The 23951-nt window shown below is 67.9% G+C and carries 28 protein-coding genes and 3 tRNA genes; 12 read left to right on the forward strand and 19 right to left on the reverse strand.

Going from position 1 to position 23951, the window contains the following annotated elements; translation table 11 throughout:
* Positions 1-56: 56 nt before the first annotated feature.
* From BLV57_RS10300 to BLV57_RS10320, 5 genes are all read right to left on the reverse strand, one after another.
* Positions 57-527, reverse strand: a complete 471-nt coding sequence (locus BLV57_RS10300; protein ID WP_091288409.1) for a hypothetical protein — start codon at positions 525-527, stop codon at positions 57-59.
* Positions 524-1129 carry an RNA polymerase sigma factor gene (locus tag BLV57_RS10305; protein ID WP_091288410.1) on the reverse strand — a complete coding sequence of 202 codons (606 nt, stop codon included), beginning with the start codon at positions 1127-1129 and terminating at the stop codon, positions 524-526. The genes BLV57_RS10300 and BLV57_RS10305 overlap by 4 nt, the downstream gene beginning before the upstream one ends.
* Before the next feature lie 309 nt (positions 1130-1438).
* Positions 1439-1618, reverse strand: coding sequence for a hypothetical protein (locus BLV57_RS10310; RefSeq protein WP_091288411.1), 180 nt, complete (start codon positions 1616-1618; stop codon positions 1439-1441).
* 160 nt (positions 1619-1778) lie between these two features.
* Positions 1779-2477 carry an SGNH/GDSL hydrolase family protein gene (locus BLV57_RS10315; RefSeq protein ID WP_091288412.1) on the reverse strand — a complete coding sequence of 233 codons (699 nt, stop codon included), beginning with the start codon at positions 2475-2477 and terminating at the stop codon, positions 1779-1781.
* Between the two features lie 10 nt (positions 2478-2487).
* Complete coding sequence (locus BLV57_RS10320; protein ID WP_091288413.1) at positions 2488-3123, reverse strand: NAD(P)-dependent oxidoreductase; 636 nt, start codon at positions 3121-3123, stop codon at positions 2488-2490.
* A gap of 90 nt (positions 3124-3213) precedes the next feature.
* Here BLV57_RS10320 and BLV57_RS10325 point away from each other — a divergent pair, with 90 nt between their 5' ends.
* Positions 3214-3810, forward strand: coding sequence for a TetR/AcrR family transcriptional regulator (locus tag BLV57_RS10325; RefSeq protein ID WP_091288414.1), 597 nt, complete (start codon positions 3214-3216; stop codon positions 3808-3810).
* Here the strand turns inward: BLV57_RS10325 and BLV57_RS10330 are convergent.
* On the reverse strand, positions 3785-4288 hold the full coding sequence (locus BLV57_RS10330) for a GbsR/MarR family transcriptional regulator (protein ID WP_091288415.1): 504 nt from the start codon (positions 4286-4288) through the stop codon (positions 3785-3787). The two genes, BLV57_RS10325 and BLV57_RS10330, sit on opposite strands and share 26 nt — an antisense overlap.
* 95 nt (positions 4289-4383) lie before the next feature.
* Between BLV57_RS10330 and BLV57_RS10335 the strand changes: the two genes are divergently transcribed.
* A complete protein-coding gene (locus tag BLV57_RS10335; protein WP_091288416.1) occupies positions 4384-5280 on the forward strand; it encodes an ABC transporter ATP-binding protein in 897 nt (298 codons plus the stop codon).
* Positions 5277-6884: an ABC transporter permease gene (locus tag BLV57_RS10340; RefSeq protein ID WP_091288417.1), complete on the forward strand. Its 1608-nt coding sequence runs from the start codon at positions 5277-5279 to the stop codon at positions 6882-6884. The genes BLV57_RS10335 and BLV57_RS10340 overlap by 4 nt, the downstream gene beginning before the upstream one ends.
* Positions 6885-6961: 77 nt before the next feature.
* Here the strand turns inward: BLV57_RS10340 and BLV57_RS10345 are convergent, their stop codons facing one another.
* The 4 genes from BLV57_RS10345 to BLV57_RS10360 all read right to left on the reverse strand — a co-directional run bounded on the left by BLV57_RS10345 (position 6962) and on the right by BLV57_RS10360 (position 9572).
* On the reverse strand, positions 6962-7417 hold the full coding sequence (locus BLV57_RS10345; RefSeq protein WP_091288418.1) for a hypothetical protein: 456 nt from the start codon (positions 7415-7417) through the stop codon (positions 6962-6964).
* Positions 7410-7976 (reverse strand): SigE family RNA polymerase sigma factor, encoded by a 567-nt coding sequence (locus BLV57_RS10350; RefSeq protein ID WP_091288419.1) that lies wholly within the window; start codon positions 7974-7976, stop codon positions 7410-7412. Before BLV57_RS10350 ends, BLV57_RS10345 begins: the two co-directional genes overlap by 8 nt.
* Positions 7976-8260 (reverse strand): hypothetical protein, encoded by a 285-nt coding sequence (locus BLV57_RS10355; protein WP_245757248.1) that lies wholly within the window; start codon positions 8258-8260, stop codon positions 7976-7978. Before BLV57_RS10355 ends, BLV57_RS10350 begins: the two co-directional genes overlap by 1 nt.
* A 151-nt stretch (positions 8261-8411) precedes the next feature.
* Positions 8412-9572 (reverse strand): L,D-transpeptidase, encoded by a 1161-nt coding sequence (locus tag BLV57_RS10360; RefSeq protein ID WP_245757249.1) that lies wholly within the window; start codon positions 9570-9572, stop codon positions 8412-8414.
* 441 nt (positions 9573-10013) lie between these two features.
* Between BLV57_RS10360 and BLV57_RS10365 the strand changes: the two genes are divergently transcribed.
* A complete protein-coding gene (locus BLV57_RS10365; protein ID WP_020669570.1) occupies positions 10014-10217 on the forward strand; it encodes a cold-shock protein in 204 nt (67 codons plus the stop codon).
* Positions 10218-10301: 84 nt separating this feature from the next.
* Here the strand turns inward: BLV57_RS10365 and BLV57_RS10370 are convergent, their stop codons facing one another.
* A complete protein-coding gene (locus tag BLV57_RS10370) occupies positions 10302-10724 on the reverse strand; it encodes a hypothetical protein (protein ID WP_091288422.1) in 423 nt (140 codons plus the stop codon).
* Between the two features lie 615 nt (positions 10725-11339).
* On the opposite strand from BLV57_RS10370, the gene BLV57_RS10375 reads away from it, so the two are divergent.
* From BLV57_RS10375 to BLV57_RS10400, 6 genes are all read left to right on the forward strand, one after another.
* On the forward strand, positions 11340-11591 hold the full coding sequence (locus BLV57_RS10375; protein ID WP_091289072.1) for a hypothetical protein: 252 nt from the start codon (positions 11340-11342) through the stop codon (positions 11589-11591).
* Between the two features lie 79 nt (positions 11592-11670).
* Positions 11671-12435 (forward strand): SCO6745 family protein, encoded by a 765-nt coding sequence (locus BLV57_RS10380; protein WP_091288423.1) that lies wholly within the window; start codon positions 11671-11673, stop codon positions 12433-12435.
* 143 nt (positions 12436-12578) lie between these two features.
* Positions 12579-12651 (forward strand) — tRNA-Glu (locus BLV57_RS10385).
* Positions 12652-12673: 22 nt separating this feature from the next.
* Positions 12674-12747 (forward strand) — tRNA-Asp (locus tag BLV57_RS10390).
* A 40-nt stretch (positions 12748-12787) separates the two neighbouring features.
* Positions 12788-12861 (forward strand) — tRNA-Phe (locus BLV57_RS10395).
* Between the two features lie 732 nt (positions 12862-13593).
* Positions 13594-14415: an SAM-dependent methyltransferase gene (locus tag BLV57_RS10400; RefSeq protein ID WP_091288424.1), complete on the forward strand. Its 822-nt coding sequence runs from the start codon at positions 13594-13596 to the stop codon at positions 14413-14415.
* Here BLV57_RS10400 and BLV57_RS10405 read toward each other — a convergent pair.
* The 8 genes from BLV57_RS10405 to BLV57_RS10440 all read right to left on the reverse strand — a co-directional run bounded on the left by BLV57_RS10405 (position 14396) and on the right by BLV57_RS10440 (position 22796).
* Positions 14396-15268 (reverse strand): UbiA family prenyltransferase, encoded by an 873-nt coding sequence (locus BLV57_RS10405; protein WP_176968561.1) that lies wholly within the window; start codon positions 15266-15268, stop codon positions 14396-14398. The two genes, BLV57_RS10400 and BLV57_RS10405, sit on opposite strands and share 20 nt — an antisense overlap.
* Positions 15256-16434 carry a cytochrome P450 gene (locus BLV57_RS10410; RefSeq protein WP_342741169.1) on the reverse strand — a complete coding sequence of 393 codons (1179 nt, stop codon included), beginning with the start codon at positions 16432-16434 and terminating at the stop codon, positions 15256-15258. Before BLV57_RS10410 ends, BLV57_RS10405 begins: the two co-directional genes overlap by 13 nt.
* A gap of 41 nt (positions 16435-16475) precedes the next feature.
* The gene (locus BLV57_RS10415) at positions 16476-17918 is read right to left on the reverse strand and encodes a prenyltransferase/squalene oxidase repeat-containing protein (protein ID WP_091288427.1); all 1443 of its coding nucleotides are present in this window, start codon (positions 17916-17918) and stop codon (positions 16476-16478) included.
* A 249-nt stretch (positions 17919-18167) separates the two neighbouring features.
* Entirely contained in the window at positions 18168-18470 is a 303-nt protein-coding gene (locus tag BLV57_RS10420; protein ID WP_091288428.1) for a ribbon-helix-helix protein, CopG family, read from the reverse strand.
* On the reverse strand, positions 18467-18772 hold the full coding sequence (locus BLV57_RS10425) for a hypothetical protein (protein WP_091288429.1): 306 nt from the start codon (positions 18770-18772) through the stop codon (positions 18467-18469). Before BLV57_RS10425 ends, BLV57_RS10420 begins: the two co-directional genes overlap by 4 nt.
* Positions 18773-18836: 64 nt before the next feature.
* A complete protein-coding gene (locus tag BLV57_RS10430; RefSeq protein ID WP_091288430.1) occupies positions 18837-21617 on the reverse strand; it encodes a sensor domain-containing protein in 2781 nt (926 codons plus the stop codon).
* A gap of 94 nt (positions 21618-21711) precedes the next feature.
* On the reverse strand, positions 21712-21912 hold the full coding sequence (locus BLV57_RS10435) for a type II toxin-antitoxin system antitoxin (RefSeq protein ID WP_091288431.1): 201 nt from the start codon (positions 21910-21912) through the stop codon (positions 21712-21714).
* Positions 21909-22796, reverse strand: coding sequence for an SPFH domain-containing protein (locus tag BLV57_RS10440; RefSeq protein WP_091288432.1), 888 nt, complete (start codon positions 22794-22796; stop codon positions 21909-21911). The genes BLV57_RS10435 and BLV57_RS10440 overlap by 4 nt, the downstream gene beginning before the upstream one ends.
* Before the next feature lie 102 nt (positions 22797-22898).
* Here BLV57_RS10440 and BLV57_RS43195 point away from each other — a divergent pair, with 102 nt between their 5' ends.
* Positions 22899-23174 carry a hypothetical protein gene (locus BLV57_RS43195; RefSeq protein WP_176968562.1) on the forward strand — a complete coding sequence of 92 codons (276 nt, stop codon included), beginning with the start codon at positions 22899-22901 and terminating at the stop codon, positions 23172-23174.
* Between the two features lie 206 nt (positions 23175-23380).
* Positions 23381-23890 (forward strand): hypothetical protein, encoded by a 510-nt coding sequence (locus tag BLV57_RS10450; RefSeq protein ID WP_091288433.1) that lies wholly within the window; start codon positions 23381-23383, stop codon positions 23888-23890.
* Positions 23891-23951 lie beyond the last annotated feature (61 nt).

Consider the following 23951-nt stretch of genomic DNA (forward strand, 5'->3'; position numbering starts at 1 on the left):
CCAGGCACGCCCTATGGGAGCACACCTGCGCCTGTATCGGGAACAACCGTCCGGGTCTACAAGACCACTGTGGGCGTCACCACGGTCCGACGGCTCGCGAGATCCCCCAAATGCACCAGGATCTGCGTCGTTCCGCAGGGCACGTTGTCCAGCACGAAGCGGCCGCCCTCGTCGGCGGTCGTCTCCGACGAGCCGTGCTCGGCCACCCGTACCTCGACGCTGTACTCGCCGGCGGGCACCAGCCAGCCGTCGATCCGGTTCTTGCGCCCGACCTTGGTGAGGTTGATCATCACGGTCAGGTCGCTGACGGTGAAGGTGATCGTGCCCTGGTCGCCGCTGCCGCGCACGCCGGCGAGCGCGTCCATGCTCTCCCAGCGGGCGACCTCGACGTCGAGGTTCTCCAGGTCGATGGCGAACTGGACCCGTTCGACCAGCCCGGCCGGTGGCGGGTCCATCTCGTCGAGAAATCTGTCCAAATCGGCCAGCAGTTCCTCGTCGCTCGGAAAGATCCTCCCGATCTCGTTCATCGGCTGCCCCCTTCACTGGCAAGCAATTCGCGCATTGTGTTGAGGCAACGCCCCCTGGTCGGTCCGACGCTTCCGCGCGGCATGTGCATGGCCTCGGCGACCAGTTGGTATTCGGCCCGTCCGGAAAGGACGGTCAGTCGGAGCAGTTCCTGGCACCGGTCGTTCAGCTGGAGGAACGCCTGCCAGAGGCGGCGGTCCCGGTCCGCCCTGATGGCTTCTTCTTCAGGCGCCGGCTGGGTGCTCGGCATCGATTCGGCGAGTTCGTCGCTGAGCGGGATGGGCGGCGTCTTGCGGCCGTGCGGACGCTGAGCCTCCCGCCGCGTCGTGGTGATCAGCCACGCGGCGAGCGCCCTGGGATCCTTCATCCCCTCAAGATGGCTGAACAAAGCCAGCCATACGGTCTGCACGACGTCCTCCGCGGTGTGCCGGTCCAACCCGTTGCCCCGCGCCACGTGCCAGACCAGCGGAGTCAGATCGGCGACCAGCCGATCCAGCGCCGACCGGTCGCCGGCACGGGCGGCTTGCATGCAGGCGGCATGCAACTCCGGGCCGGTCAGGCCTTCCCATGGCGGGTCCACTTCGGCTGTCTGGACGTCGGTCACCGTATCTGCCTCACTTCGAGTTGCTCTTCAAGTCGGCGTTGGCAGTATCGCGGGCTCTTCATCAGAGAGGAGCAGGCAGGTCACTCTGGGATACACAGGTCGCTCAACTGTCGTAGTGGTTCATGGAAGCACGGAAGGCCGGCCCGCGTCGACAAGTCGAACGCCGGACCGGCTCCCGCTTCCTCTTTCCAGCCCGCTCCCCAACGGGCCATTCCCCGAAATCCCCTCCCCCGAGCGAGACTTCGAGGAGGTGGCATCCGGCGGCCCCCCTCGACCTCCGGACACCACCTGCCTGAGGCTTAGGTGTGCCTAGTTGACCGGAGGCGAGTGCGGGTGCCAGTTCTCCGGCGAGACCAGCGGCTGCGGCTTCGGCGCCTCCGGGTCGGTCGGCTCCGGGTCCTCCGGCGGCGGCGAATGCGGGTGCCAGTTGTCGAGGCCGTCGGTGGTCGGATCCTCCGGCAGCTGTTCTGTCGTGGTCTCGGTCGACATCGTGTTACCCCATTCCCTCTCGGCTACTCCATAAGACGCACTTATCTGGCCTGCAGATACACGGAGTGCAAACTTTTTCAGGGAAATTCAGGGTTGCGGAAGAAGCAAGCGTCAGGCGTCACCCTATTGCGGCTCGACACCAACAGCGGGTAATCAGCGGCTACCCCGCGGTAACCGTTTGCGCGAGTTGTGCCGCCCACTTCCGATAACCGGCTGGACCAGGGTGGAAACCATCCGCCGCGAAGAGGTCGTCAGCGAGAATTTCCGACGGCATCGGCGCGTGCCCGACACCCGGGACGCGGGTGAGCCGCACGGCGGCCGCGTCCAGCGCGGCCGACCTGGCGCCGAGCACCGCGCGCAGTGGCCGCGGGAGCACCGGGAACCGGTCCATCGGCGGGACCCCGGCCAGCAGCACCGGCACCGGGCCGAGCCCGCGCCGGATCGCGACGACGAGTCGCAGCAGGTCACGGCGATATCGCGCGGCGGAATGCAGCTCGATCGTGTCGTTGACGCCGAGCGCGATCACCACGAGATCGGCGGGCTCGGCGGCGGGCAGCAGGTCCGTCCGTACGACGCGGGCGTTCGCCCCGGTCCGGCCGACGGCCTGCCAGCGCACGCCGCGCCCGGTCCGCTCGGCCAGCGCCAAGGCCAGCTGGCCGGTCAACGCCTCTTCGTGCGTCGCGGCGCCGACACCGTCCACGGTGGACTCGCCGAGCACGAGCAGCCGCAGTGGATCACCGCCCGGCACGGATCCGGTGACCGGGCCGCTCGCGCCCGGCAGTCTCGGTGTCACCCGGCGCACGTGCAACGCCTGCGCCAACAGCACCGGCGCGAGCGCCACTGTCAGCAGTCCACGCATGGGCCGGACTTTAGCCGTGTGCGATGGAGATGGTGCCCTTCACCAGGGAGTCGTCCGCCACAGTCCGGAGTAGATAGTCGGCGACGTCGGCGCGCGTGATGCTGAACGACCCGCGCACGTTGCCGTCGGCCCGGCTCCTGATCCGCCCGGTGCGGCCGCCGTCGGTGAGCCGGGGCGGACGCACGATCGTCCACGCGAGCTCGCTGGCGCGGACCAGCTCCTCCATCTCCCGCATGTCGCGGAAGCTCTCCTTGAGCACGCTCCCGAGCAGCGGCTTGACCAGCGTGCGCGTGAAGACGCCGTCCCCCTCGGTGGTCAGCCCGCTCGCGCTGACCACGACGAGCCGCCGGACGTCGGCGTCGCGCATCGCCGCGATCGTGGCGCGGGCGCCGTCGGCGCACACGGTCGTCGGGCGGCGGTCGCGCGCGCCGAGCGCGGAGACGACCGCGTCCCGCCCGGTGATCGCCGGCGCCAGCGCGCTCGGGTCGAGCTCCTTCGCTATTACGACTTCCAGGCGAACCTGCGGCTCGACGGCGAGTTTCGCCGGATCGCGGACGACGGCTGTGACATGGTGGTCCGCTTCCAGCGCCTGCCTGACGAGGTGGGTGCCGACCCCGCCGGTGGCGCCGAGAATGGTGAGTTTCATGACCGCACTCCAGGGGTTAGTGAACACTCACCCGCTATAGTGGGTAAGTGGTCGCCCACCCGTCAAGAAGACTCTGAGGGGGCTCTCAGCATGGGTAGTCGGGAAGACATCGTCGCGGCGGCGGCCTCCATCATGCGGGAACAGGGCTACGCCCGCGCGACCACCAAGGAGATCGCGCGCGCAGCGGGCTACTCGGAAGCGTTGCTGTACAAGCACTTCAAGGACAAGACCGAGATCTTCCTCTGCGTGCTCACCGAGGAGAACCCGCCGCTGGCCGCGATCGTCGAGGAGCTGATCGGGACCGCGGGCGAGCAGCCGATCGAGGCGAACATCACCAGGATCGTGCGCGGCGCGCTCGATTTCTTCCTCGGCAGCTTCCCGATCGGCGTCTCGGTGTTCTCCACGAAGGAGCTGCTCACCGCACACCGTGAGCGCCTCGCCGAGGTCGGCGCCGGGCCGCGCAATCCGATCGACGGCGTCGCGCTCTACCTGAGCAAGGAGATCGAGCTCGGCAGGGTCAACCCGGACGCCGACCCGCAAGCCGCCGCCTCGCTATTGCTCGGCGCCTGCTTCCACCACGCGTTCCTGTGCACCTACGAGGCGGTCGAGCCCGAGAAGTCCACATTGGACGAGCTGGCGACCACCCTGGCGCGGACCGCGCTCAGCGGGCTTCGGCGGCTTCCTTAGCCTTCTGCAGCTCGTGCCAGCGGTCGAACATCGCCGGGATCTCCTTGATCACGTAGGCGAGGAAGTCGGCCATCACCGACAGCCGGTGACCGGCGGGCGTGTCCTCACCCAGCGTTGAGACACCTTCGGTCGCCGCGTCGCGCCACATGATCATGAAGCGGTCCCGCTTGAGGAACGCGGCGTACCACATGTCGTCGAACACCCGGTAGTGATCGCGCCGCTCGCCGGGCTCGCGCTCGCGGGCGACCATGCCGACCTGGTCCAGGTACCGCACGGCCCCGGAGATCGCGGCCGGGCTGACCTGCAGCTGATCGGCCAGCTCGGCGGCGGTCAGCTTGCCGCTGTCGGTCACCATCAGCGCCGCGAACACGCGCGACGGCATTCTGGCCAGCCCGATCTGGGTGAGGATCAGGGCGAGGCTTTCCACGTATCGGCGGACGGCGTCTGCGTCTCGCTCATGCTCAGGCGTCGTCGTCATCGGGACCCATCCTTCCGGAACCGGCTACCCCCGTCACTCGTTCCATACGTTTTCTTAACTTCACAACTTTGTGAAACGAGTGTAGCTTCCGAATCATGGAAAACGCCATCTCCATCTCCGGCCTCCACAAGTCTTTCGGCCGGACCAAGGCTCTCAACGGCCTCGACCTGCAGATACCCGTTGGGGAGGTGCACGGCTTCCTCGGCCCGAACGGCGCGGGGAAGTCGACCACCGTCCGGGTGCTGCTCGGGATGCTCCGCGCGGACTCCGGTGACGTACGCCTACTCGGCGGCGACCCGTGGAAGGACGCCGCGAGCCTGCACCGCCGCCTCGCCTACGTGCCCGGCGACGTCAACCTCTGGCCGAACCTCTCCGGCGGTGAGGTGATCGACCTGCTCGGGCGGCTGCGCGGCGGGCTCGACCAGCGCCGCCGCAAGGACCTGATCGAGCGGTTCGACCTCGACCCCAAGAAGAAGGGTCGCACCTACTCCAAGGGCAACCGGCAGAAGGTCGCCATCGTCGCGGCGCTGGCGTCCAATGTGGACCTGCTGATCCTCGACGAGCCGACCTCCGGGCTGGACCCGTTGATGGAGGCCACCTTCCAGTACGCCATCCAGGAGGAGCGCGAGCAGGGCCGCACCGTGCTGCTGTCCAGCCACATCCTGGCGGAGGTGGAAGCCTTGTGCGACAAGGTGAGCATCATCCGCAACGGGGTGAACGTGGAGACCGGCACGCTCGCCGACCTGCGCCACCTCACCAGGACCTCGATCACCGCCGAGCTCTCCGGGCCGCCGAACGGGCTGACCAGGCTGGCCAACATCCACGACCTCAAGGTGGACGGCAACCGCGTCCGGTTCGACGTGGAGACCCGCTCGCTCGACGAGGCGCTGCGGCAGCTGACCCAGGTCGGCGTGCGCAGCCTGGTCAGCCAGCCGCCGACGCTCGAAGAGCTCTTCCTGCGCCACTACACGAACGAGGCGAACGCGAAATGACCGCGAGGTCGCACGGGCTGACCGGCACCTGGCAGCTCACCCGGCTCGCGCTGCGCCGCGACCGGCTCACGATTCCACTGTGGATAGTCGTGCTCTCGCTGTCGCCGATGAGCTCGGCCAAGGCTTACGAAACGCTGTACCCCACGGCAGTCGAACGCGCCGGGCTGATCCACGGCGCGGGCGCCAACCCGTCGGTCGCGGTGATCTACGGGCCCGCGTTCGACCTGTCGACCGCCGGCGGGTTCACCGCGTGGCGGCTCGTCGGGTTCATGGCGCTGATGATCGGCCTGATGGCCGTGTTCACCGTGACCAGGCACACCCGCGCGGAAGAGGACAGCGGCCGCGCCGAACTGCTCGCCTCCGGGGTGGTCGGCCGGTACGCCGCGCTGACCGCGGCGGTCCTCGTCTCGATCGGCACGAGTGTCGGCGTCGGCGTGGTGACGACAGCGGGTCTCATCGGGACGAAACTGCCCGCCGAGGGCTCGATCGCGTTCGGCGCGGCCGTGGTGCTGGCCGGGCTGGTGTTCACCGCGATCGCGGCGGTCGCCGTCCAGGTGGCCGAATATGCGCGCACCGCCAACGGAATCGGCTCGGCCGCCGTCGGCATCGCGTTCCTGCTGCGCGCGATCGGCGACTCGACGACCGACGCGAAGTGGATCTCCTGGCTCTCCCCGATCGGCTGGACGCAGCAGATGCGCGCCTACGCGGGCGAGCGCTGGTGGGTGGCGCTCATCGGCATCGCGGCGGCCGTGGTGATCGGCGGCGCCGGCTACGCGCTACTGCCGCGACGTGACGTCGGCGTCGGCATCATCCCGGCCAGGCCGGGACCGGCAGAGGCGGCTCCCGGCCTGCGCAGCCCGCTCGCGCTGGCGTGGCGGCTGCACCGCGGCCCGTTGCTCGGCTGGACCATCGGCATGGCCGTCTGCGGCGCGGTGTTCGGCTCGATCGCGAGCGGCATCGGCGAGCTCGTCGGCGGAAACGGGCAGGCGCAAGAGATCTTCCAGCGGATGGGCGGTTCCTCGGCGCTGGTGGACGCGTTCATGGCGGCCATGGTCGGGATGTTCGGCATGGTCATCGCGCTCTACGGGGTCCAGGCGGCGCTGCGGATGCGCGGCGAGGAGACGGCCGTGCGGCTCGAACCGCTGCTGGCCACCCAGGTCGGCAGGCTGCGCTGGACGGGCAGCCACCTGGTGTTCGCGTTCGCGGGCTCCGGCGGGATGCTCGTGCTCACCGGTGTGATGCTCGGCCTCGGCAACGGCCTGCGCGCCGGTGACGTCGGCGGCTCGGTCGCCGACACCGTGGCGGGCACGCTCGCGGTGCTCCCGGCGGTCTGGGTGATCATCGGCGTGACGGTCGCGATCTACGGCCTGCTGCCGAAGTACTCGGGCGCGGGCTGGGCCGTCGCCATGGTGGCGCTGCTGCTCAGTCTCTTCGGCCCGGTGGTCAACCTGCCGCAGGCGGTGCTCGACGTCTCGCCGTTCTCGCACGTGCCGAAGATCCCCGGCCAGGCGTTCACCGCGACCCCGCTGATCTGGCTCACCGCGATCGCGCTGGTCGCACTGGTCGCGGGCCTCACCGGCTTCCGGCGCCGCGACATCGGCTAGCTCGCCAAAGCCCGAAAGCCACTTTCGGCAGGTCTCATCTGACTAAAGTGGCTTTCGGGCTATTGCCAACCCCGGGCCTAGGGCCGGGTGGGCTTGGTCGTCGTCGCGGGTGCTTCACCCGTGGTCGGGGTGGGCACGCTGGTCGCCTGGGTGGTCCGCTTCGGTGAGCTCGTCACCGTCCGGGTTGGAGCGCCAGGCCTGCCAGCCGAGGGCACCGGCCGTGAGGTCTCGGGGTCCGGCGTCGTGACGCCGGGCGCGGGCGCCTCCGAGGGAGCGGGCACCGGCTCGCTGGTCGTGCTCAATCTCGGGCCGGCGGGCTGGACGGGAACAGGAGTGGCCGGGGATTGGGTGAACACGACCGCGACGGCGATGATCGCCGCCGCGGTCGTCGCGGTCGTCCCGGCCACCGCCCACCGCTTGCGGCGACGGCGGACCTTCGTCCCGTGTTCGATGATGTCCTGGGCGGTCATCCGCAGTTCCGGGCCGTGCACAGCACCGGCGCCACTGATCGCCGCCTTGAGGTCGTCATCCATTCCGGCTCACCTCCTTTCCACACTCCTGCAGTGCCAGTTCACTGAAATGCGGGCCCAGCCGTTTGCGCAACGTCTGCAGGCCGCGGGCGGCCTGACTCTTGACGTTGCCCGTCGAACAGCCGAGCGCCGCCGCCGTCTCCTCGACGCTCAGATCATCGAAGTACCGCAACACCAGCACGGCGCGCTGTTTCGGCGCGATGGCCGAGAGCGCGTGCCGCACCAGCATCGCCTGCTCGCCGCCGGAGTCCTCGGTCGGGAGTTCCGGCGGCTCGTCGGTGAGCCGTTCCCGTTTGCGCCAGTGCCGCCGGTGCTCCGAGAGGAAGACCCGGAGCACGATCTTGCGGGCATAGGCGTCCAGCGCGTCGTGCTTGGCCAGCCTCGGCCATGCCAGGTAGAGCTTGAGAAGCGCCGCCTGGGTGATGTCCTCGGCCTGGTGCCAGTCGCCGCACAGCAGGAACGCCGTGGAGCGCAGGCTGTGCGCACGCGCGCCGAAGTACCGGGCGAACTCGCCATCGTATGGCGAGCCCTGCCCGGTCGACGGTTTACGGCTCAAGACCACTAGGCCGCCGTGATCGCCGGCAGGTGGAGGTCACCGGTGGGGCCTGCGGGAACGGCCTTCGGGACGCGCGGCTTGCCGGGAGCCGGGACGGCCTCGGGCCGGGTGGCGCGGGTCGGCTCGGGCGCCGGGGGCTTGGTGGTGGTGCGGGTCGGCTCGCCAGGCGCGGTCGTCGGGACCGGCTTCGTGGTCGAAGTCGAGGGCTGGTCGGCGAAGGCCGCGCCCCCGGTGATCAGCCCGCCCGCGAGCAGGAAACCGCCGAGCGCCACTGCGATACGGATACGCAAAACATCTCCTCGGGTGCTGGCGCCGCGCTCTGCCCGCGACGCCTGTGCGTTAGACATGCTTCGAGGTCACCGCCGGGTTGCATCGAATTTCCGGGAAAAGACAACGGCCGGGAAGTCGAGGTTCGACTTCCCGGCCGTGGCGCGGAACGGCTCAGCTGTTCAGCGCGGAGAGCTTGGTCCACTCTTCCCAGGTGTAGGTCCAGTCCGAGTAGTCGCCGTCCTTGGACGTCAGCTTCTGCGTGCTGCCGGAGATCTCCACCGGGTCGCCGGTCATCGTGCCGTCGAAGTACTCCTTGGCGTTCTTCGGCGACAGGTTCAGGCAGCCGTGCGAGACGTTCTTCTTGCCCTGCGCCCAGATCGACGCGGCCAGGCCGTGGATGAACTCGCCGTTGTTCGAGATGCGCACCGCCCACGGGACGACGACGTTCTCGTAGCCGTAGCGCGGGTTGCTCATCGCGTAGGAGGCCTGCTTGCCCATGACCACGTGCGTGCCGCTCTTGGTGACGCGGCCGGGGTCGGAGTCGAGGCCGTAGCTGACCGGGTATTCGGCGATCTGCTGGCCCTCACGGATGACCTGCATGGTGTGCTCGGTGGTGTTGCCGGTGACGACCTGCTTGCGGCCGATCTTGAAGTCGGCGGTGACGTCTTCCTTGCCGTAGGTGCCTTCGGCGATCTTCACGCCGTAGAGCTTGCCCTCGACCTTCACCGTGGTGCCGGACTTGTAGTACTCCTTCGGCCGCCAGTGCACGGCGGTGTCACCCTCGAGCCACGCCCACGAACCCTCGGTCTTCGGGGTGGTCTCGACCTTCAGCGCCTTCTCGACGGACTGCTTGTCCGTGACCTTGCCCTTGAACGAGATCACGATCGGCATCGCGACGCCGTACTCCTGGCCGTCGCCGACGTTGATGCTCGCCTGAACCTGCTTCTTCGGCTTCACCGTGGTGAAGTTGCCGGAGATGTCGACCTTCTTGCCGTCGGCGCCGGTCGCGTCGCCAGCCCAGGTGTAGGTCTTGCCGTAGCCGAGCTGCTCGCCGACGGTCCACGACTTCTTGTCAGCCGACAGCTCGCCCTTGACCTGCTTGCCATCGGGGTTGGTCAGCGTGACCGAACCGAGAGTGCCGTCCGCGACGGTGATCTGTGCCGGCTCGCCCGGCGCCACGTCCTGCGCGCCCCCGGCGGGTTTCACCGTCACCTTGGCCGCCTGCGGCGTCTGGCCCCCGCCAGACTGCTGCTGCCCCGTGCCCGTGTTGGTCGTTTGCGGTTCACTCCCGCTGCACGCGCTCAATGCCAGCGTCAGAACCAGTCCAGCCACGACGGCAGGCGCCCACCTACCACGTGCGGAGTTTTTGACTATCACCCGAATGCCCCTATTCTCCCCATCTACCCACCAATGACGTCCGACCCGGCACGGGCGTTGATCTGAAATCATGTGACGAACGTCACGTAAGATCGGGGTCGGGCGACGCGTCAGCTTAACGGGTGCGTCAGGTGTGAACGGTGGGGCCATACGACGTTCCGGTGACCTTGCCCCGGAGCACGGTTCATCCAGCGTTCATGGGGTTCAAATTTGGCCTGATCCCGGTACTCTGCTCTCAGGCCGTCGTTTTGCGTGTTCGTGGCTTCACACTCGCGGAACTTCTGACGCGAGCCATGAGCCGTGACGTGCTCTTTGCTCACTCGTTGGAACCGCCCGGGACGGTCTGGGTGTCGCTTCGGTGGCACTCGAAGCGGATTTGCAACGAGGAGTACAGCGGTGGCGCAAGGCACTGTGAAGTGGTTCAACGCGGAGAAGGGCTTCGGCTTCATCGCGCAGGATGGCGGCGAGGGCGACGTTTTCGTGCACTACTCGGAGATCGACGGGCGCGGTTTCCGCACCCTCGAAGAGAACCAGCGGGTGGAGTTCGAGGTCGGTCAGGGTCAGAAGGGCCCGCAGGCCCAGAAGGTTCGCCCGATCTGAGATAAGCCCTTCGGCGTCTTAGACCTGAAATAAGAAGCCCCCCGGCTCGCCGGGGGGCTTCTTTGTTGTTGCGGTGTATGCGGTTCAGCTCCGGGCGGCGGGCTCGCGCCACAGCTGCTCGTCGAAGCGGAACTGGTCGGTGTGCGCCTCCTCGTGGCGGCGCTGCTGCGCGGAGTTCGCCTGGCTCTCCCAGGAAAGCCGCTCCAGGATCCAGTCCTGAGCGAGCGCGCCCGGCGTCATGCCGCGCTCCTCGGCGGCGGCCTTGAGCTGCTCGCTGGCGATGAGGCTGACCCGGAGCTGGTACACCTGGGCCTCGCCGAAGCGCTTGCCGCTGCCGGTGCTCTCCTTGTCGTTCTCGGGCGCGAGGGCCGCGAGGTAGCTCGTCAGCTCGTGGTCATCGGCCACCGCGGTCTCCGCTTCCTTGACTGCGGAGTTGCGGTGACGACCATTGCCGACGGCCTTGAGGTTCGTCCGGGTGCTGAGTCGTCCAAGCGAAGGAAGGGGCACCCGGACACGATAACGGTTAGGTCTCGGCAAGCCAACGACTGTGGGCTACGACACACGATAATTCTGCTCAATCGGAGCAACCGGCCACCCCATTGGCGCAATCGTCCCATCACCCCACGGAACACTCCCAGCTCAAAACCCCAACATCAGCTTCGCACTAGCGACTCAGCAGCCGATACGGAAGCGCTTTGAACCGGACCACGCTGGGTCGAGACGCACCGCACCGTGGGGGTCCGGGGGGGGGCTCGGCCCCCCGGGAGAAACAAGGGCTCTGCGAAGGCGCGCAGCGCCGAGCAGAAATGGAGGGGCCCCCGCGCCAGGGGGAGGAACGCGGGGGCCGGAGGGGATCTCCACAGGCGCTGACCGGGGGTGTGTCAGCACGTCGATTGTTGCACGAGTTCGGGCGGTCTGCGAGTGGTGAGTGAGAAAAATGCAGATGAGGTGTCACTTTCGCGTTGCCTCTGATTCATGTTGCCGATTTGCGGGAAGCATGTTGGTTAGTCACCTAGCGTCGAACACAGCGTGGTTAAAGGTTCACTCTCCGGGGGGCTGCGACTGAGCGCGTCAGCTAGCTAGCCTCGCGGCCAAGCAACCGCGAACCGCATGGAGGAGCTAATGAGCGGGTCTCTCGAAGTTCGGCAGTTCCTCATCCGGTATGAGGGTGGCGATGGCGGCGGCCAGGCCATGGGCGGCGTGCCCGCCCAGCGCACGAGCCAGGCCGACGCGCAACGTGTCTCGGACGATCAAGTGCGCAGGGCGCGACTGGCGGTCGCGCACGGCGCGCTCGACGTCGACGACTGCATCCAGCTGCTCGACATGCTGGGCCTGACGCTCGACGACGACGGGCAGGCGCCCGTCCAACGCTGATCGAGGTCTGCCGGGAAGGGCCCGTTGTTCGCGCGGGCCCTTCTTTGCGCCACATGAATAACAGTGTTATGTTCGGTGCATGTCCACCGCCGAAATCGTCAAAGAGATCCGCCCGATCGTCCAGGTGTGGGGCGGCAAGTTCATGACCTCGCCGGAGCTGGCCGAGGTCGAAGCCGAGAAGGGACTCGGCCAGCGCTCCCTCTACCTGCGCGGCCGTTCCGCGGTGCTCGGCGACCCGTCCCCACGGTTGGCCGCCGCCCTGTTCGGCATCTTCCCGAGCTGGCTCTTCGAATTCGCGCTGCCCGCGGCCACCTCGGCCATCAGCGCCCCCGACGCCGTCCGCGCCTACCTCGACGCCAACGCCAGCTGGTCCCGTTCCCACCTCACCGACATCAAGGAGCCGGAGCGGCTCGCCGAGCTCCTCTTCCGCCTGACTCACGCGGCCGATGCCACCGGTCTCGCCCTCTTCGCCGGCTGGCAAGCCGCCGAGCGGCCCGAAGATCCGCACGAGCGCGTCGGCCAGGCGTTGATGATCCTGCGCGAGTACCGCGGCGGCATTCACTTCGCGGCACTGCGCGCCGTCGGCCTCACGATCCCCGAAGCCGTCGTCGCCGACCCCGAAGGCGGCCGCGAGCGCCTCCTGCGCACCGCCTGGGCCCCACAGGCCGCCGACGAACTCATCGCCGCCGCGAGCAAGAAGCCCGACCTCGCCGAGCGCTGGCAGCGAGCCGAAGACCTCACCGACGCCCGCATGATCGAGCTGCTCGACTCGGCGCTCGACGAATCCGAGCGCGAGGACCTCCTCTGGCTACTGCGCGGACTCGACGCCGCGGCCAAGCCGTGAAACACTGTTTGTGCTGCTCTCAGCCCTGAAAACCCATTAGTGACCCCCAGTTGCGGGGGCCCGAATGGCGGTGCCCTATAGTTAACCTCGCTCCCAGGGGAGACCTTGAGAGCGCGGTCGGTCGGCTTGCCGAAGCAGACCGGGCTCCCATCGTCCAGCGGCCTAGGACTCCGCCCTTTCAAGGCGGCAACGCGGGTTCGAATCCCGTTGGGAGTACGCAGTACAGTAAGACAAGCAAGGCCCTGTGGCGCAGTTGGTTAGCGCGTCGCCCTGTCACGGCGAAGGTCGCGGGTTCGAGTCCCGTCAGGGTCGCAAGACTGTTTGACTCGAAAGCTAGGCGCTTCGGCGCCTCGCCCAGGTAGCTCAGTTGGTACGAGCGCTCGCCTGAAAAGTGAGAGGTCGCCGGTTCGACCCCGGCCCTGGGCACGTCGGCTTCTGGCTTCCCCTGTTCGCGCTTCGCGCTCCCAGGGGAAGCCTTTGTCGTTTCTTGTGGGGGCCAAGCCCCCACACCCCAGCCGGGGGGCTGCGCCCCCCGGACCCCCTCAGTCGTCCATCGGATTTTCGTTGGTGGCTGGGGTTTTCTTTTTGGTTGCCGCGCTGGCTAAGCCGCGTGCTCACAGCCCTCGCCCGCCGTGTCCCACGCTTGGGCACTCTGTGTTCCGCACTCGGCACTTCGGGTGCGTCGTGAGTGTTTAGACCGGTTAGAACCGGCCGCGGCACTCACGACCCCCGAGTGCCGCTCTCGCGCGACCGGGCCGCGAGCGCGTGGTAACTCCGCTCCGTTAGATGCAGCAGAGTCACCACTCGCAGAGCCGTCCGGGCCAAGCACGTAGCGAGGGCGTCCCCGAGTGCTTACAACACACCCAATGGCAGCCTCACTTCACCACCCGGACCACACCACGGGTGCACCTCGGTGCGTTCGGGGGCTGGCTCCCCTGGCGCGTGGGCCGGCTCGTTAGGCGCGTGGGCCGGTCGGCTGGGTGGGTGGGTTTGGGGACTGGGGTGTCAGGGTGGGCTGACGTGGGGGTTTTACTGGGGGTGGTTGCGGGAGGTGGTTTTATCACTCGTGTGGGTGGCATATGAGGGTTCTGTTGGGGTGGATGGGCTTCGCGGGGGCGGATATGGTGGCGACAACTTTGTGCAAGAGGAGTACCTGGAGTGGCACTACCTGTTGCGGCTGCTGACGGCCACGCGCCCGAGCACCCGAGTATCGCGCGGATCAATGACTGCTGGCTGGAAGGCGACCACCATGGGGACGGGGATCTCCTGTTCGCCAACCACATCGCGGTGTGCGCGCCGCATGTTCCCTACCTGGTAAGGGAAGAACGAGCGCTGCTGGCGCGGATGGTGCGGTACCTCATCGGGCATGGGGTGCGGCAGTTCGTCGATCTCGGGTCGGGAGTGCCCGCGTCGGGGCATGTCCACGAGATCGCGCACGCGCTGGCGCCCGCGGCGCGGGTCGTCTACGTCGACTCGGATCCCGGTGTCGCCGCCGAGGGGCGGGAACTTCTGGCCGGCACAGAGAACGCCGCGTACCTGTGTGCCGACATCCGTGAGCCCGAAGCCGTCTTCGGGGCGGCCGAGTTCCAGCAGCTGATCGATCTGCGGGAACCCGTCGCCGTGCTGATGATCGAGATGCTCATCAACTTCCCCGACAGCGAAAACCCGCGCGGGCTCGTGTCTTCCTACGTCGAACCGCTGTGTCCCAAGAGCTACCTCGGGTTGTCGCACTTCGGGGACCATGAGGAGCTGGACAAGGGACTCAACATCTTCAGCCGGATGTTCGGGCAGCCGCCCGCGGTGACCTTGCGGGACCGCGAGCAGTTCGCGAAGTTCTTCACTGGACTGGACATTGTCGAACCCGGTGTCGTGCCTGTGCCGCTGTGGCGGCCGCTGGAAGACGAGGTCGGGCACAACCCGGATCGCGCGCACGTGCACGCCGGCCTCGGGCGGAAACGGGTCATGCGATCAGTGGGATGACCACGAGCGCGATGTCGCCGAGCATCACGATCGGCATGGTGTGCTTGAGCATGTGCCTCGGATAGACGCTGGACGTCATCCGCAGCAGGAAGATCACGTGCGCGGCCATGCCGACCGCCGCCCAGACGGGACCGTAGAGCCACCACAGCGACCAGCCGAGCAGCGCGGTGCCCACCAGCACCGTCAGGCTCGCCATCCGGAGCGCGCCCGCGCTGCCGAAGCGGACCGCCGGGGTGGTGAAGCCGGTCGCCGTGTCGACCGCGTGATCGGGCACCGACCACCAGATCGTCCGGCCGACGCTGAGTGAGCAGACACCGAGCAGGAACGGCCAGAGCGCGGGCGCGAAGTCCGCGCGGAACGCGCTGTACGCCAGCAGACAGGGCAGCGGGACCATCGCGGCGCCGAACACGAACGGCCCGGCCACCTTCCGCTTGAGCCGGAACGGATCGATGTTGTACAGCTGGTGCAGCAGTGCCGTGATCCCGGCGAACACCACCACCGGCCAGTGGTTCGCCCACACCGCGACCAGGCCGGCGAGCACCAGCGCGACCGTGGTTTCGGCGATCGACAGCTGCAGCACCCTCGTGCGGCCGAGCCGCAGCGTCGCGCCCGCGAGATAGTCCTTCCCGGCATGGCGCCGATCGGTTTCGAAGTCGACGGCGACGTTCAACGCCAAGCCGCCGACCATCAGCAGCAAATTCACGAGCACCGTCACGTAGACGAGCGGCTCGGCGAAGATCTCGATGTCACCCCGTGCGAGGCAGGCGCCCCACACGGCGTAACACAGGTAGCTGACCGGCAGCGGGAATTCGAGGCGGTGCACCACCAGTACCGCACCCGCTACGCGTGACACGCGACGACCTTCATCCGCAGTTTCGGCGACGGCGCCATCGCGTGGCCGCGCAATCTCGGCACGCCAGCCGCTGGATTGACACAGCGCAACTCGCGGCAACGCAGCACCGCGGCGACGATCATCCTGGCCTCCATCAGCCCGAGTTCACTACCCAGACAATGCCGGATACCGCCGCCGAAAGGGAAGAAGTCCTCCTGCGCCACCCTCCGATCGAGGAATCGACCCGGCTCGAACCGATACGGGTCGGGGAACCGGTCGCGGCGATGATGTGCCAGGTAGATGCTCGGCGTGAGCACCGTTCCCTGCCGCACGGCCCGCCCGCCGACCTCACCCGTTTCGGTGCACACCCGGTTCCCGGCCGCCGGAACCGGCGGAGTCAGCCGCAGTGCCTCCAGCACGGCCGCGTGCAGCAGTGGCACCGCGGCGGCCGACGCACCGTCCTCCATTGTGGACTCAAGTTCGTCCACAATGTCCTGACGCACCCGCGGATTTCGGTCGAGCCAGTACAACGTCCACGCGATCGCCGACGCCGTCGTCTCATGCCCCGCGAACAGCAGCGAAACGAGCTGATCGCGTAACTCGTCGTCGCCGAGCCTGCCCAGCGGCGGTTCGTCCGAGGTGAGCAGCGACGCCAGCGAACCCGAAGACCTTTTCGCACTGAGCACCAAAAGCCGATCGAGGTCCTCGCCGGAGGAGGGGAGACTTCCGCGCAGATAGCGGTAAGCGAGCGTTCGCCCGCGCGAACCGAGCGCCTTGTCCATCCAGGCGGTGAACGGCGCGAGCACCGCATCGCCGTCGCGCCCGACGGTGATGCCCGCCATCACCCGGAGCGCGACCGCGCGGGTCCAGTCCGCCAGCGCGATCACCCGGCCTTCGGTCAGCGCGCCGATCGACGACTGCACGATCTCCGCGATGAGTTCCCGATAGCCGGCCAGCCGTTTGCCTCGCAAGGCCGGGCCGAGCGCGCGGCGATAAGCGAGATGCCGTGCGCCTTCGGTCCACAGTAGGGACTTGTGGCCGAGCACCGACCGCATCGTCCGGCTGCCGGGATGCCCGAGCCGTTGATCGGCATGGAAGATCTCGTCGATGGCGCCTGGATTCCAGACCAACAGCCTGCCAGGGGCGAGTTCCAGCACGCCGTCCTCGTCGTCCGCGTGCGCGTTCAAGAAAGGCAGTGTGCGGAAGGCCAAGCGGAATTCGGCAGTGTTCATCTCGAGTACGCCAGCAGACGCGCGACCTCGGCATTGGCGAGCCCGAGATACATCGCCGCCAACCCCTCCGCTCGCACGATCCGCAATGGCGTGTAGAGATCCTTGTCGTGCCACAGTGGCGGATGCTCGGCGTCTTGGTTCTGGAAGAGGAAAGCGCAGCCACGCGCGGCCGCCTCCGGGATCGCTTCGTGCGAGACGTTGGTGCGCAACAAGATCTGCACCGCGTACGCCGTCTCCTCGAAGGTGCCCGCCCAGCGTCCCCACGAACCGTCCGGCCGCTGGTTCGCCAGCACCCAGCCGACGGCGTCCCGCACCGAACTCGCCGTGCACTCGTCGCCGTGCTCGGCGAGTGCGACCGCGCAGCAAACCGTTGCGTAATAAGGGGAAGCGTGCCATTTGTCTTGCCAGCTGCCGTCGCGTTCCTGGCGATCGCGCAGCCACAACGCGAGCTTGGACATGACCTCGCGATGGCCTTCCCGCGAGGCGCCGAGCGCTTGCAGGACGTGCGCGTTCGTGGTGGTCGACGGGGTCCGCTCGTCGGCGAAGGTGGCGAAATGGTCCTCGACCCGGTAGCCGCGCAACGTGTCCGTGGACCGTGGGCGGCCCAGCTTGGCGAGCGCGTGCAACGCGGCGGCCGTGTCGTCCGCGTCCGGCGGCAGCCCGACCCCGCCCGCGACCCCGGACTCGCCGAACTCGGCGGCCAGCCAATCGACGACATCTCCCGGCACCGTGCACGGAACGCCGACACCGGCCAATGTGGACAGTACCCAGGCGCGCTCGAACGTGGCGAGCGGAGCGGCCACCGGCACCGCGCGCGTTTCCGGATCCTGCACGGCCGCCAGATACGGATGCGCCTTGCCGTCGCCCAGCCAGCTCGCGGTGGCCGCGGGCGAACAGCCGACGCCGTACTCGGTCGGCTCGACGAAACCGGCGCCACGGGCGCTGGATCCGAAGGCTTCCAAGGAATGCAGCAGCTTGTCAGGCAACGCGAGACCGCGGTCCATCATCTCGCGCAGCTTCGCGAGCGTCTCGACGGTCATCCCACCCGGCACGGCCAGCGCCTTGCCGAGCTGGGCGTTGATCTCCTGCACGAGACCGGGAACGATGATCTCGACGGCGACGGTGTCGGGCACCATACCGTTGTCCACCAACGATTCCAGCCCACGCTGCGCGGCGATCCGCGCGTCTTCGCCCGGCTGTCTCAGCAAAGCCTCGACTGCGCTGAGGGTGGGCGCGAGCCCGTACAGGCCGGGGCCGCCCCAGCCGCCGTCCGGACGCTGCTGCCGTAGCAAGTAGCGGACGCGCTCGTCATGCCCGTCGAGCGACGGCATCAGCGAGACCACCCGCCCGGTCTCGTAAACCGACGCGGAAAAGCTGCCGAAAGGATCGCCTGTCATCTCCGCGACCAGCGCCGACGCCTGTTCCCGTACCCACGTCATCGTGCACGGACCCACGACGAGCCTCCCCTGAGTTCACCTTGACCATTCCGTAATCAGGCTAATACTCAAAGTAGTGCTTGAGGCAAACGTCGGAGCCTGATATGAGCCATTTGGAGCAGCAGATTCAGCCTTCTCGCGACCGTCGCGCGCGCACTCGACGAGTGGCGGCTCGACAACACAATTAGCCCACCCCGCGCGGACGTGGACTACTTCGGTGTTGCGGACTTGGCTCACCGCATCGAACGGCTTTCAGCCCTCTCGCAGCTCCCGGAAGACGCGACGGGCGATCATCTCGACGCGTTCCTCGGTCAGTGGCGGCTCTTCAAGGCGGGCGTGGACGGTCTTGGTGAGGATCTTGCGAACCAGCGCCGACGTGCCGATGTGCTCGGCGGCGGCTTGCTCCTTCAGTTCTTCGGCCAGCTGCTTGGGGATCCGCACAGACAACACGGTCTGCGCGTTCTCAAGAGCTTCGGCTTCGCCCGCTTCGGCTTCCTCTTCGGCGTATTCGGCGCGGATCGCCCTCCGGCGCGCCCGATCTGCTGCTTCGGTCATGCGCGGCCAACTCCTTCCTCGTACTCACGAAGATCGGCGCCCCGGGTCTTCCATGCGGTGATCCCCGCATGGTCGACCGCATCGAGGATCACGGTCAGAACGGCCCCGGCGGCAGCCGAAAACCCGATGAGCCGGATCGCGCCGTGCCTGCTTTTCGGATCGGGATCCCGAACAACACGGCACGGGTCATTCGCCGCCTCGACCGTCCACTCCGGCTCGATGTTCAACGCCCCGGGATAGCGGACGTCTCGAGTTCGAATGTGCTCCGCTTCTTCGTCAGGCCACCATAGTTCGTAGCTCATGTATACATCGTCGCACAGACACCTACAACCTACACACCTAGGGTAGCAACAATGCCACGCAGAGTTATGCCTTGTGACAGCGGAACGAGGCGACGTTCGGGAACAGGTCGTGCGCGGGCGAAGGCCTGCCCAGATAGAAGCCCTGCGCCTGGTCACAGCCGAGGTCGTGCAGGATCTCGAGCTGGTCCTGGGTCTCCACGCCCTCCGCGATGACCGTCAGGTCGACCGCGTGCGCCATCGCGATGATGCTGGTGACGATGGCTTCGGCGTCGCGTGAGGTGCCAATGCCGGTGATGAACGAGCGGTCGATCTTCAGCGTGTCCAGCGTCAGGCGCTGGAGCTGGGCCAAGGACGAGTAGCCCGTGCCGAAGTCGTCGATGGCCAAGCGGACGCCGACGTCGCGCAGCGAACTCAGTATCTCCGCGGCCGCGACGTGGTCGCGCATCAGCGCGCTCTCGGTCACTTCCAGGCACAACGCGTTCGCGGGCAGGCCGGTGGTGGCGAGTGCGTCTTGGACGACCGGGACCAGCTGGGGGTCGTCGAGCTGGCGGACCGAGAGGTTGACCTTGAGGTGGATGTCGATGTCGTGTTCGGCGCGGCGGGCCGCGAGTTCGCGGGTGGTGCTGCGGAGCATGTGGGTGCCGATGACGTTGATGAGGTCGCTTTCCTCGGCGAGCGAGATGAACTCGACCGGGGAGATCGCGCCGTGCTGGGGGTGGTTCCAGCGCATCAGGGCCTCGACCGCCACCATGCGGCCGGTCTGCAGGTCGACGACCGGCTGGTAGGCCGTCCACAGCTGCTCGTTGGGCAGCGCGTCGCGGAGGTCCTGTTCCAGGCGGAGACGGCGCTGCATGCGCTCGCGGAGCTCGACGTCGAAGAACTCGTGGCGGCCTCGGCCGAGGGTTTTCGCCTGGTACATGGCGACGTCGGCGTCGCGAAGCAGGTCCTCGGCGGTGCGGCCGTCGCAGGAGTCGGCCATCACGATGCCGATGCTGGCGTCGATGTGGAGCTGCCTGCCGTTGACCGTGATCGGCTCGGTCAGGTACTCGCGCAGGTGCTGGGCCAGCGCCCTGATCTCGGCCGGGTCGACGACGGTGTTGGTGACCACCACGAACTCGTCGCCACCCAGCCTGCCGACCAGGTCCTCGCGGTGGACGGCGCGGTGCAGCCGCTCGCCCGCGATTCGCAGCACCTTGTCTCCGACGCTGTGACCGAGCGAGTCGTTGATGACCTTGAACTTGTCCAGGTCGATGAACAGGACCGTGGTGATGTCGGCGCGCCCAGGCCGTCGCAGCGCCGCGCTGAGCCTGGACAGCACGAGCGTGCGGTTCGCGAGTTCGGTCAGCGGATCGTGGGTGGCTTCGTGTTCGAGGCGCTCGCCGATCGCGCGGCGCTCGGTGATGTCGGTGAACGAGGTGACGACCGAAGCCGGCGCCGTGTCACCGAAATCGAGCAGACGGGAGGTCAGCGACAGCCAGACGTTACGGCCGTCCGGGCGGCGCACGCGGACCACGCGGCGGCTGCGCGAGGTCATCTTGCACTGGGCTTCCTGCGCCGGATACGCCTCGGGCGGGATGCGCTGGCCGCGCTCGTCGTACAGCTCCAGCGAGGTCGACTCGATGCCGACGAGGTCGCTCTCGCGCATGCCGAAGATGCGCTGCGCCGCGGGATTGGCCGACTCGATGAGCCCGGTCGGGCCGACCACCACGACGCCTTCGTCGAGCGACGCGACGACCGTCTTGAAGTGCTCCTCCGCCCGCCTGCGCGCGGTCTCGTCCGCGCAGACGAGCACGTACCCGTCGTTCATCTCGGCCGCGGAGACCCGGATCGCGAGCGCCCTGCCGTCGACGTGCCGGTGCGTGGCCTGGATGACGCCGCCTGCCAGCAGCACCGCCAGCGGATCCAGCGCGGCGCCGACCACCTCGTCGACCCGGCGGCCGACCGCTTCGGCGGCGGAGCGGCCGTACACGGCTTCGGCGGCCGGGTTCCAGCTGGTCACGACGCCGTCGTCGCTGGTGGCGATGATCGCGTCGCTGACGTGGCTGACCAGCGCGGCCTGGTATCGGAGGGTGGCTTCCGCGGCGCGCTGCGCGCTGACGTCACGCATGATCACCTGGAAGGCGGGCCTGCCTTCCCAGGTGGTGCGCACGGACACCGTCTCGATGCTCAGCATGCCGCCGTCCAGCCGCTTCAGCACGGCCTGCGCCGGTTGCGTCATCGAACCCGGCGAGACCAGCGACTCGAGCCGCTTCAGGATGCCGGGGATCGACGCGCGGTCGACGATCTCGGTGATCTCCTTGCCCAGCAGCTCGGCCGCGGACGTGGCGCCGAGGAACCGGATGGCCGCGGAGTTGACGTACACCAGCCGCTTGGCCTCGTGCACGATGATCGCGTCAGGGCTGAGCTCGACCAGCAGGCGGTAGCGGTCGGTCAGGTCCGCCATCGCCTTCTTGTCCTCGTGCCGCGCGGTGGCGTCGGCCGCGATGCCGAGCAGGTTGTAGGTGCCGCCGGTGCGGACCGAGCGGGCGCGGAACCGGACCCAGCGGGTGGCGCCGCACGGGGTTTCGAAGCGCTGCTCCAGCTCGAGGTCCTGCTCGTCGTCCTGGGCGCGGGCGGCGCTGACCAGCGGCTCGATGAGCTCCAGCAGCCGGGCGCGGACCTCGTACTCGGACGAGCCCGCCATGCCGAGCACGAGCTCGAGGCCGGGCAGCCACGACACGGTCCCGTCGGTGAGGCCGAGCGACCAGATCACGGCCGACTCGGTGGACAGGGAGAGGTCCGCGACGATGCCGCGGCTGAGCCTGCTCCCGACGGCGAGCCGCCCGTCGGGGAAATCAGCCTCCATAGCCCATCCGATCCATTCACTTCGCCCAAGAGGTCCAGACCAGCGCCCGGCTCAAGGGTCCAGATTAGGGGTTCGGCATGAATCAGGACATCCTCTAGTCAGAATCCTTCGGCGGCCTGCCCGGACCTCGCATCTTTCCCACATCCTTCGGCAGCCTGCCCGCCTCCGCCAAAGCCCGGCGGAGGAGGAACTCGAGATGCGCGTTCGTGCTGCGCAGCTCGTCCCCCGCCCACCGGGCCAGAGCGTCGTGTACCGCCGGATCCAGGCGCAAGAGGATCTTCTTGCGCTCTGTCACTGGTACAAAGACCCCGCGTTGACGACGGGCTGCGTGGAGCGATCACCACACAACACCACCAGTAGGTTGCTGACCATCGCGGCTTTGCGCTCCTCGTCCAGCTCGACGACCTCCTGCTCGGAGAGGCGCTGCAGCGCCAGTTCGACCATACCGACCGCGCCTTCGACGATCTTCGTCCGCGCCGCGACGACCGCGCCGGCCTGCTGACGCTGCAGCATCACCTGGGCGATCTCCGGCGCGTACGCCAGCCGCGTGATGCGCGATTCGATGATCTTCACGCCCGCCGATTCGACCCTGGCCGCGATCTCGGCCGACATCTTCGCGGTGATCTCCTCGGCGTTGTCACGCAGCGAGAGCTTGTTCTCCTCGTGCGCGTCGTACGGGTAGCTGCCCGCGATGTGCCGCACGGCCGTCTCGGCTTGGATGGCGACGAACGCGCCGAAGCTGTCGACCTCGAACAGCGCCTTCGCGGTGTCCTCGACTTGCCAGACGACCACGGCCGCGACCTCGATCGGGTTGCCGTCGGCGTCGTTGACCTTGGCCTGCTCGGTCTCCAGGTTGCGGATCCTGGTCGAGATCGGCCGCCGCACGGTGAACGGGTTGACCCAGCGGAGCCCGTCGGCGCGGATGGTGCCCTGGTAGCGGCCGAACAGCTGCAGCACCTGCGCCTGCCCCGGCGCGACCATGGTCAGGCCTCTGGTGCAGAACAGCGCGACGCCCGCGATCACCCCGCCGATCACGGTCGTGACGACGTTGACCTGCGCGGCGATCAGCAGCACGCCGCCGGCCATGACGAGGATCGCCAGCCCCAGCGCGGGCAGGCCCGGCATCCCGGCCGCCTGACGTTCGTGGATCTGCGGGCGCGGCATCGAAACCTGGCTCATGTCTTCATCCCCTCAGTTGGTGATAGCAAAGTGATATCACTTTTTCGGGGAACGCGCGAGCCAGGGTCCGCAACAGAGGAGTCCGAAGAGTGCCGCGATGGCATGACCGGCCATCGTGATGATGGCTTCGGCAGCAAGTGCGCGCTGATCGCCCACATCACCGGCAGCTCGGTGAGCAACATGTCCCACGAAGAAGACGCCCGCCGTGCGGCGTGCCTTGAAACGCCGCTCGAGCGGCGCGACCAGCACTGTGAAGATCAAGAAATACGGCAGCCAAAGAAGGTGAACGGGGTGCCGCGCGGCGTCGGGACGAGCCTGGCGAGACGTGGGCGTTCCAGCTGGTCGAGCACCTGTTCAGCGTGGCCGCTTCCACTGTGAATCCACTGTGATGCCACCCAGCAGGAGGACGTTATCTGTGGGGCCTATCACGCACCGACAGAAGGAGTAGTTATTCTTCACCCGTCCGGGGGACCCTGGGATCTTGGTTAATTTTCTCCTAACTACTCCCAAGCACCGGTGTTTTTCGATAAAAAGGCGTATTGCGCCCGCAGCAGCGATGACCCGTCGGCTGGAAAGGACTCCGCGTGAAGCACGAGGTGTCGGTTTCCGAGTTGCTCGCGCGCGAAGGCTGGGCGCAGGTGCCACCGCCGCCGCCTTCGCGGTCACGCTGGCGGGTGATGGCCGTGATGGTCGCCGTCGTCATGGGCTGCGGCACGGCCGCCGTGCTGGTCGGCCTCGGCTCGGCCTCCGAGCAGGCCGACAGCAAAGAGCACATCACCATGGTCGAAATGCCGTCGAGAACCTCGGGTGTCGCCGGCGGCGACACCACCTCGACCACCGAGACCACCGTGACGGACGACAACCCGACCGGCGCCGGGCATGGCTCCGGCCCCAGCAGCACCCACTCCACGTCGTCGAGCAGCCCGGTCACCACGACTTCGACGCCGACGAGCGGCACGCCGACCACGGGCTCCACCAGCCCGCGCAGCGATGACCCGTCGACCACCGGCTCGACGACGCCCTCCTCGCCGAAGCCGCCGACGCCCACGACGACCACGTCCAAGCCCTGCATCCTCTGGCCGCTGTTCTGCTGAGACCGGGATAAAGCGGGCTTAACTCCACTGCGGGATAAAGCCCGCTTTATCCCGGGGTTGC

The organism is Amycolatopsis xylanica (assembly GCF_900107045.1).
GTDB lineage: Bacteria > Actinomycetota > Actinomycetes > Mycobacteriales > Pseudonocardiaceae > Amycolatopsis > Amycolatopsis xylanica.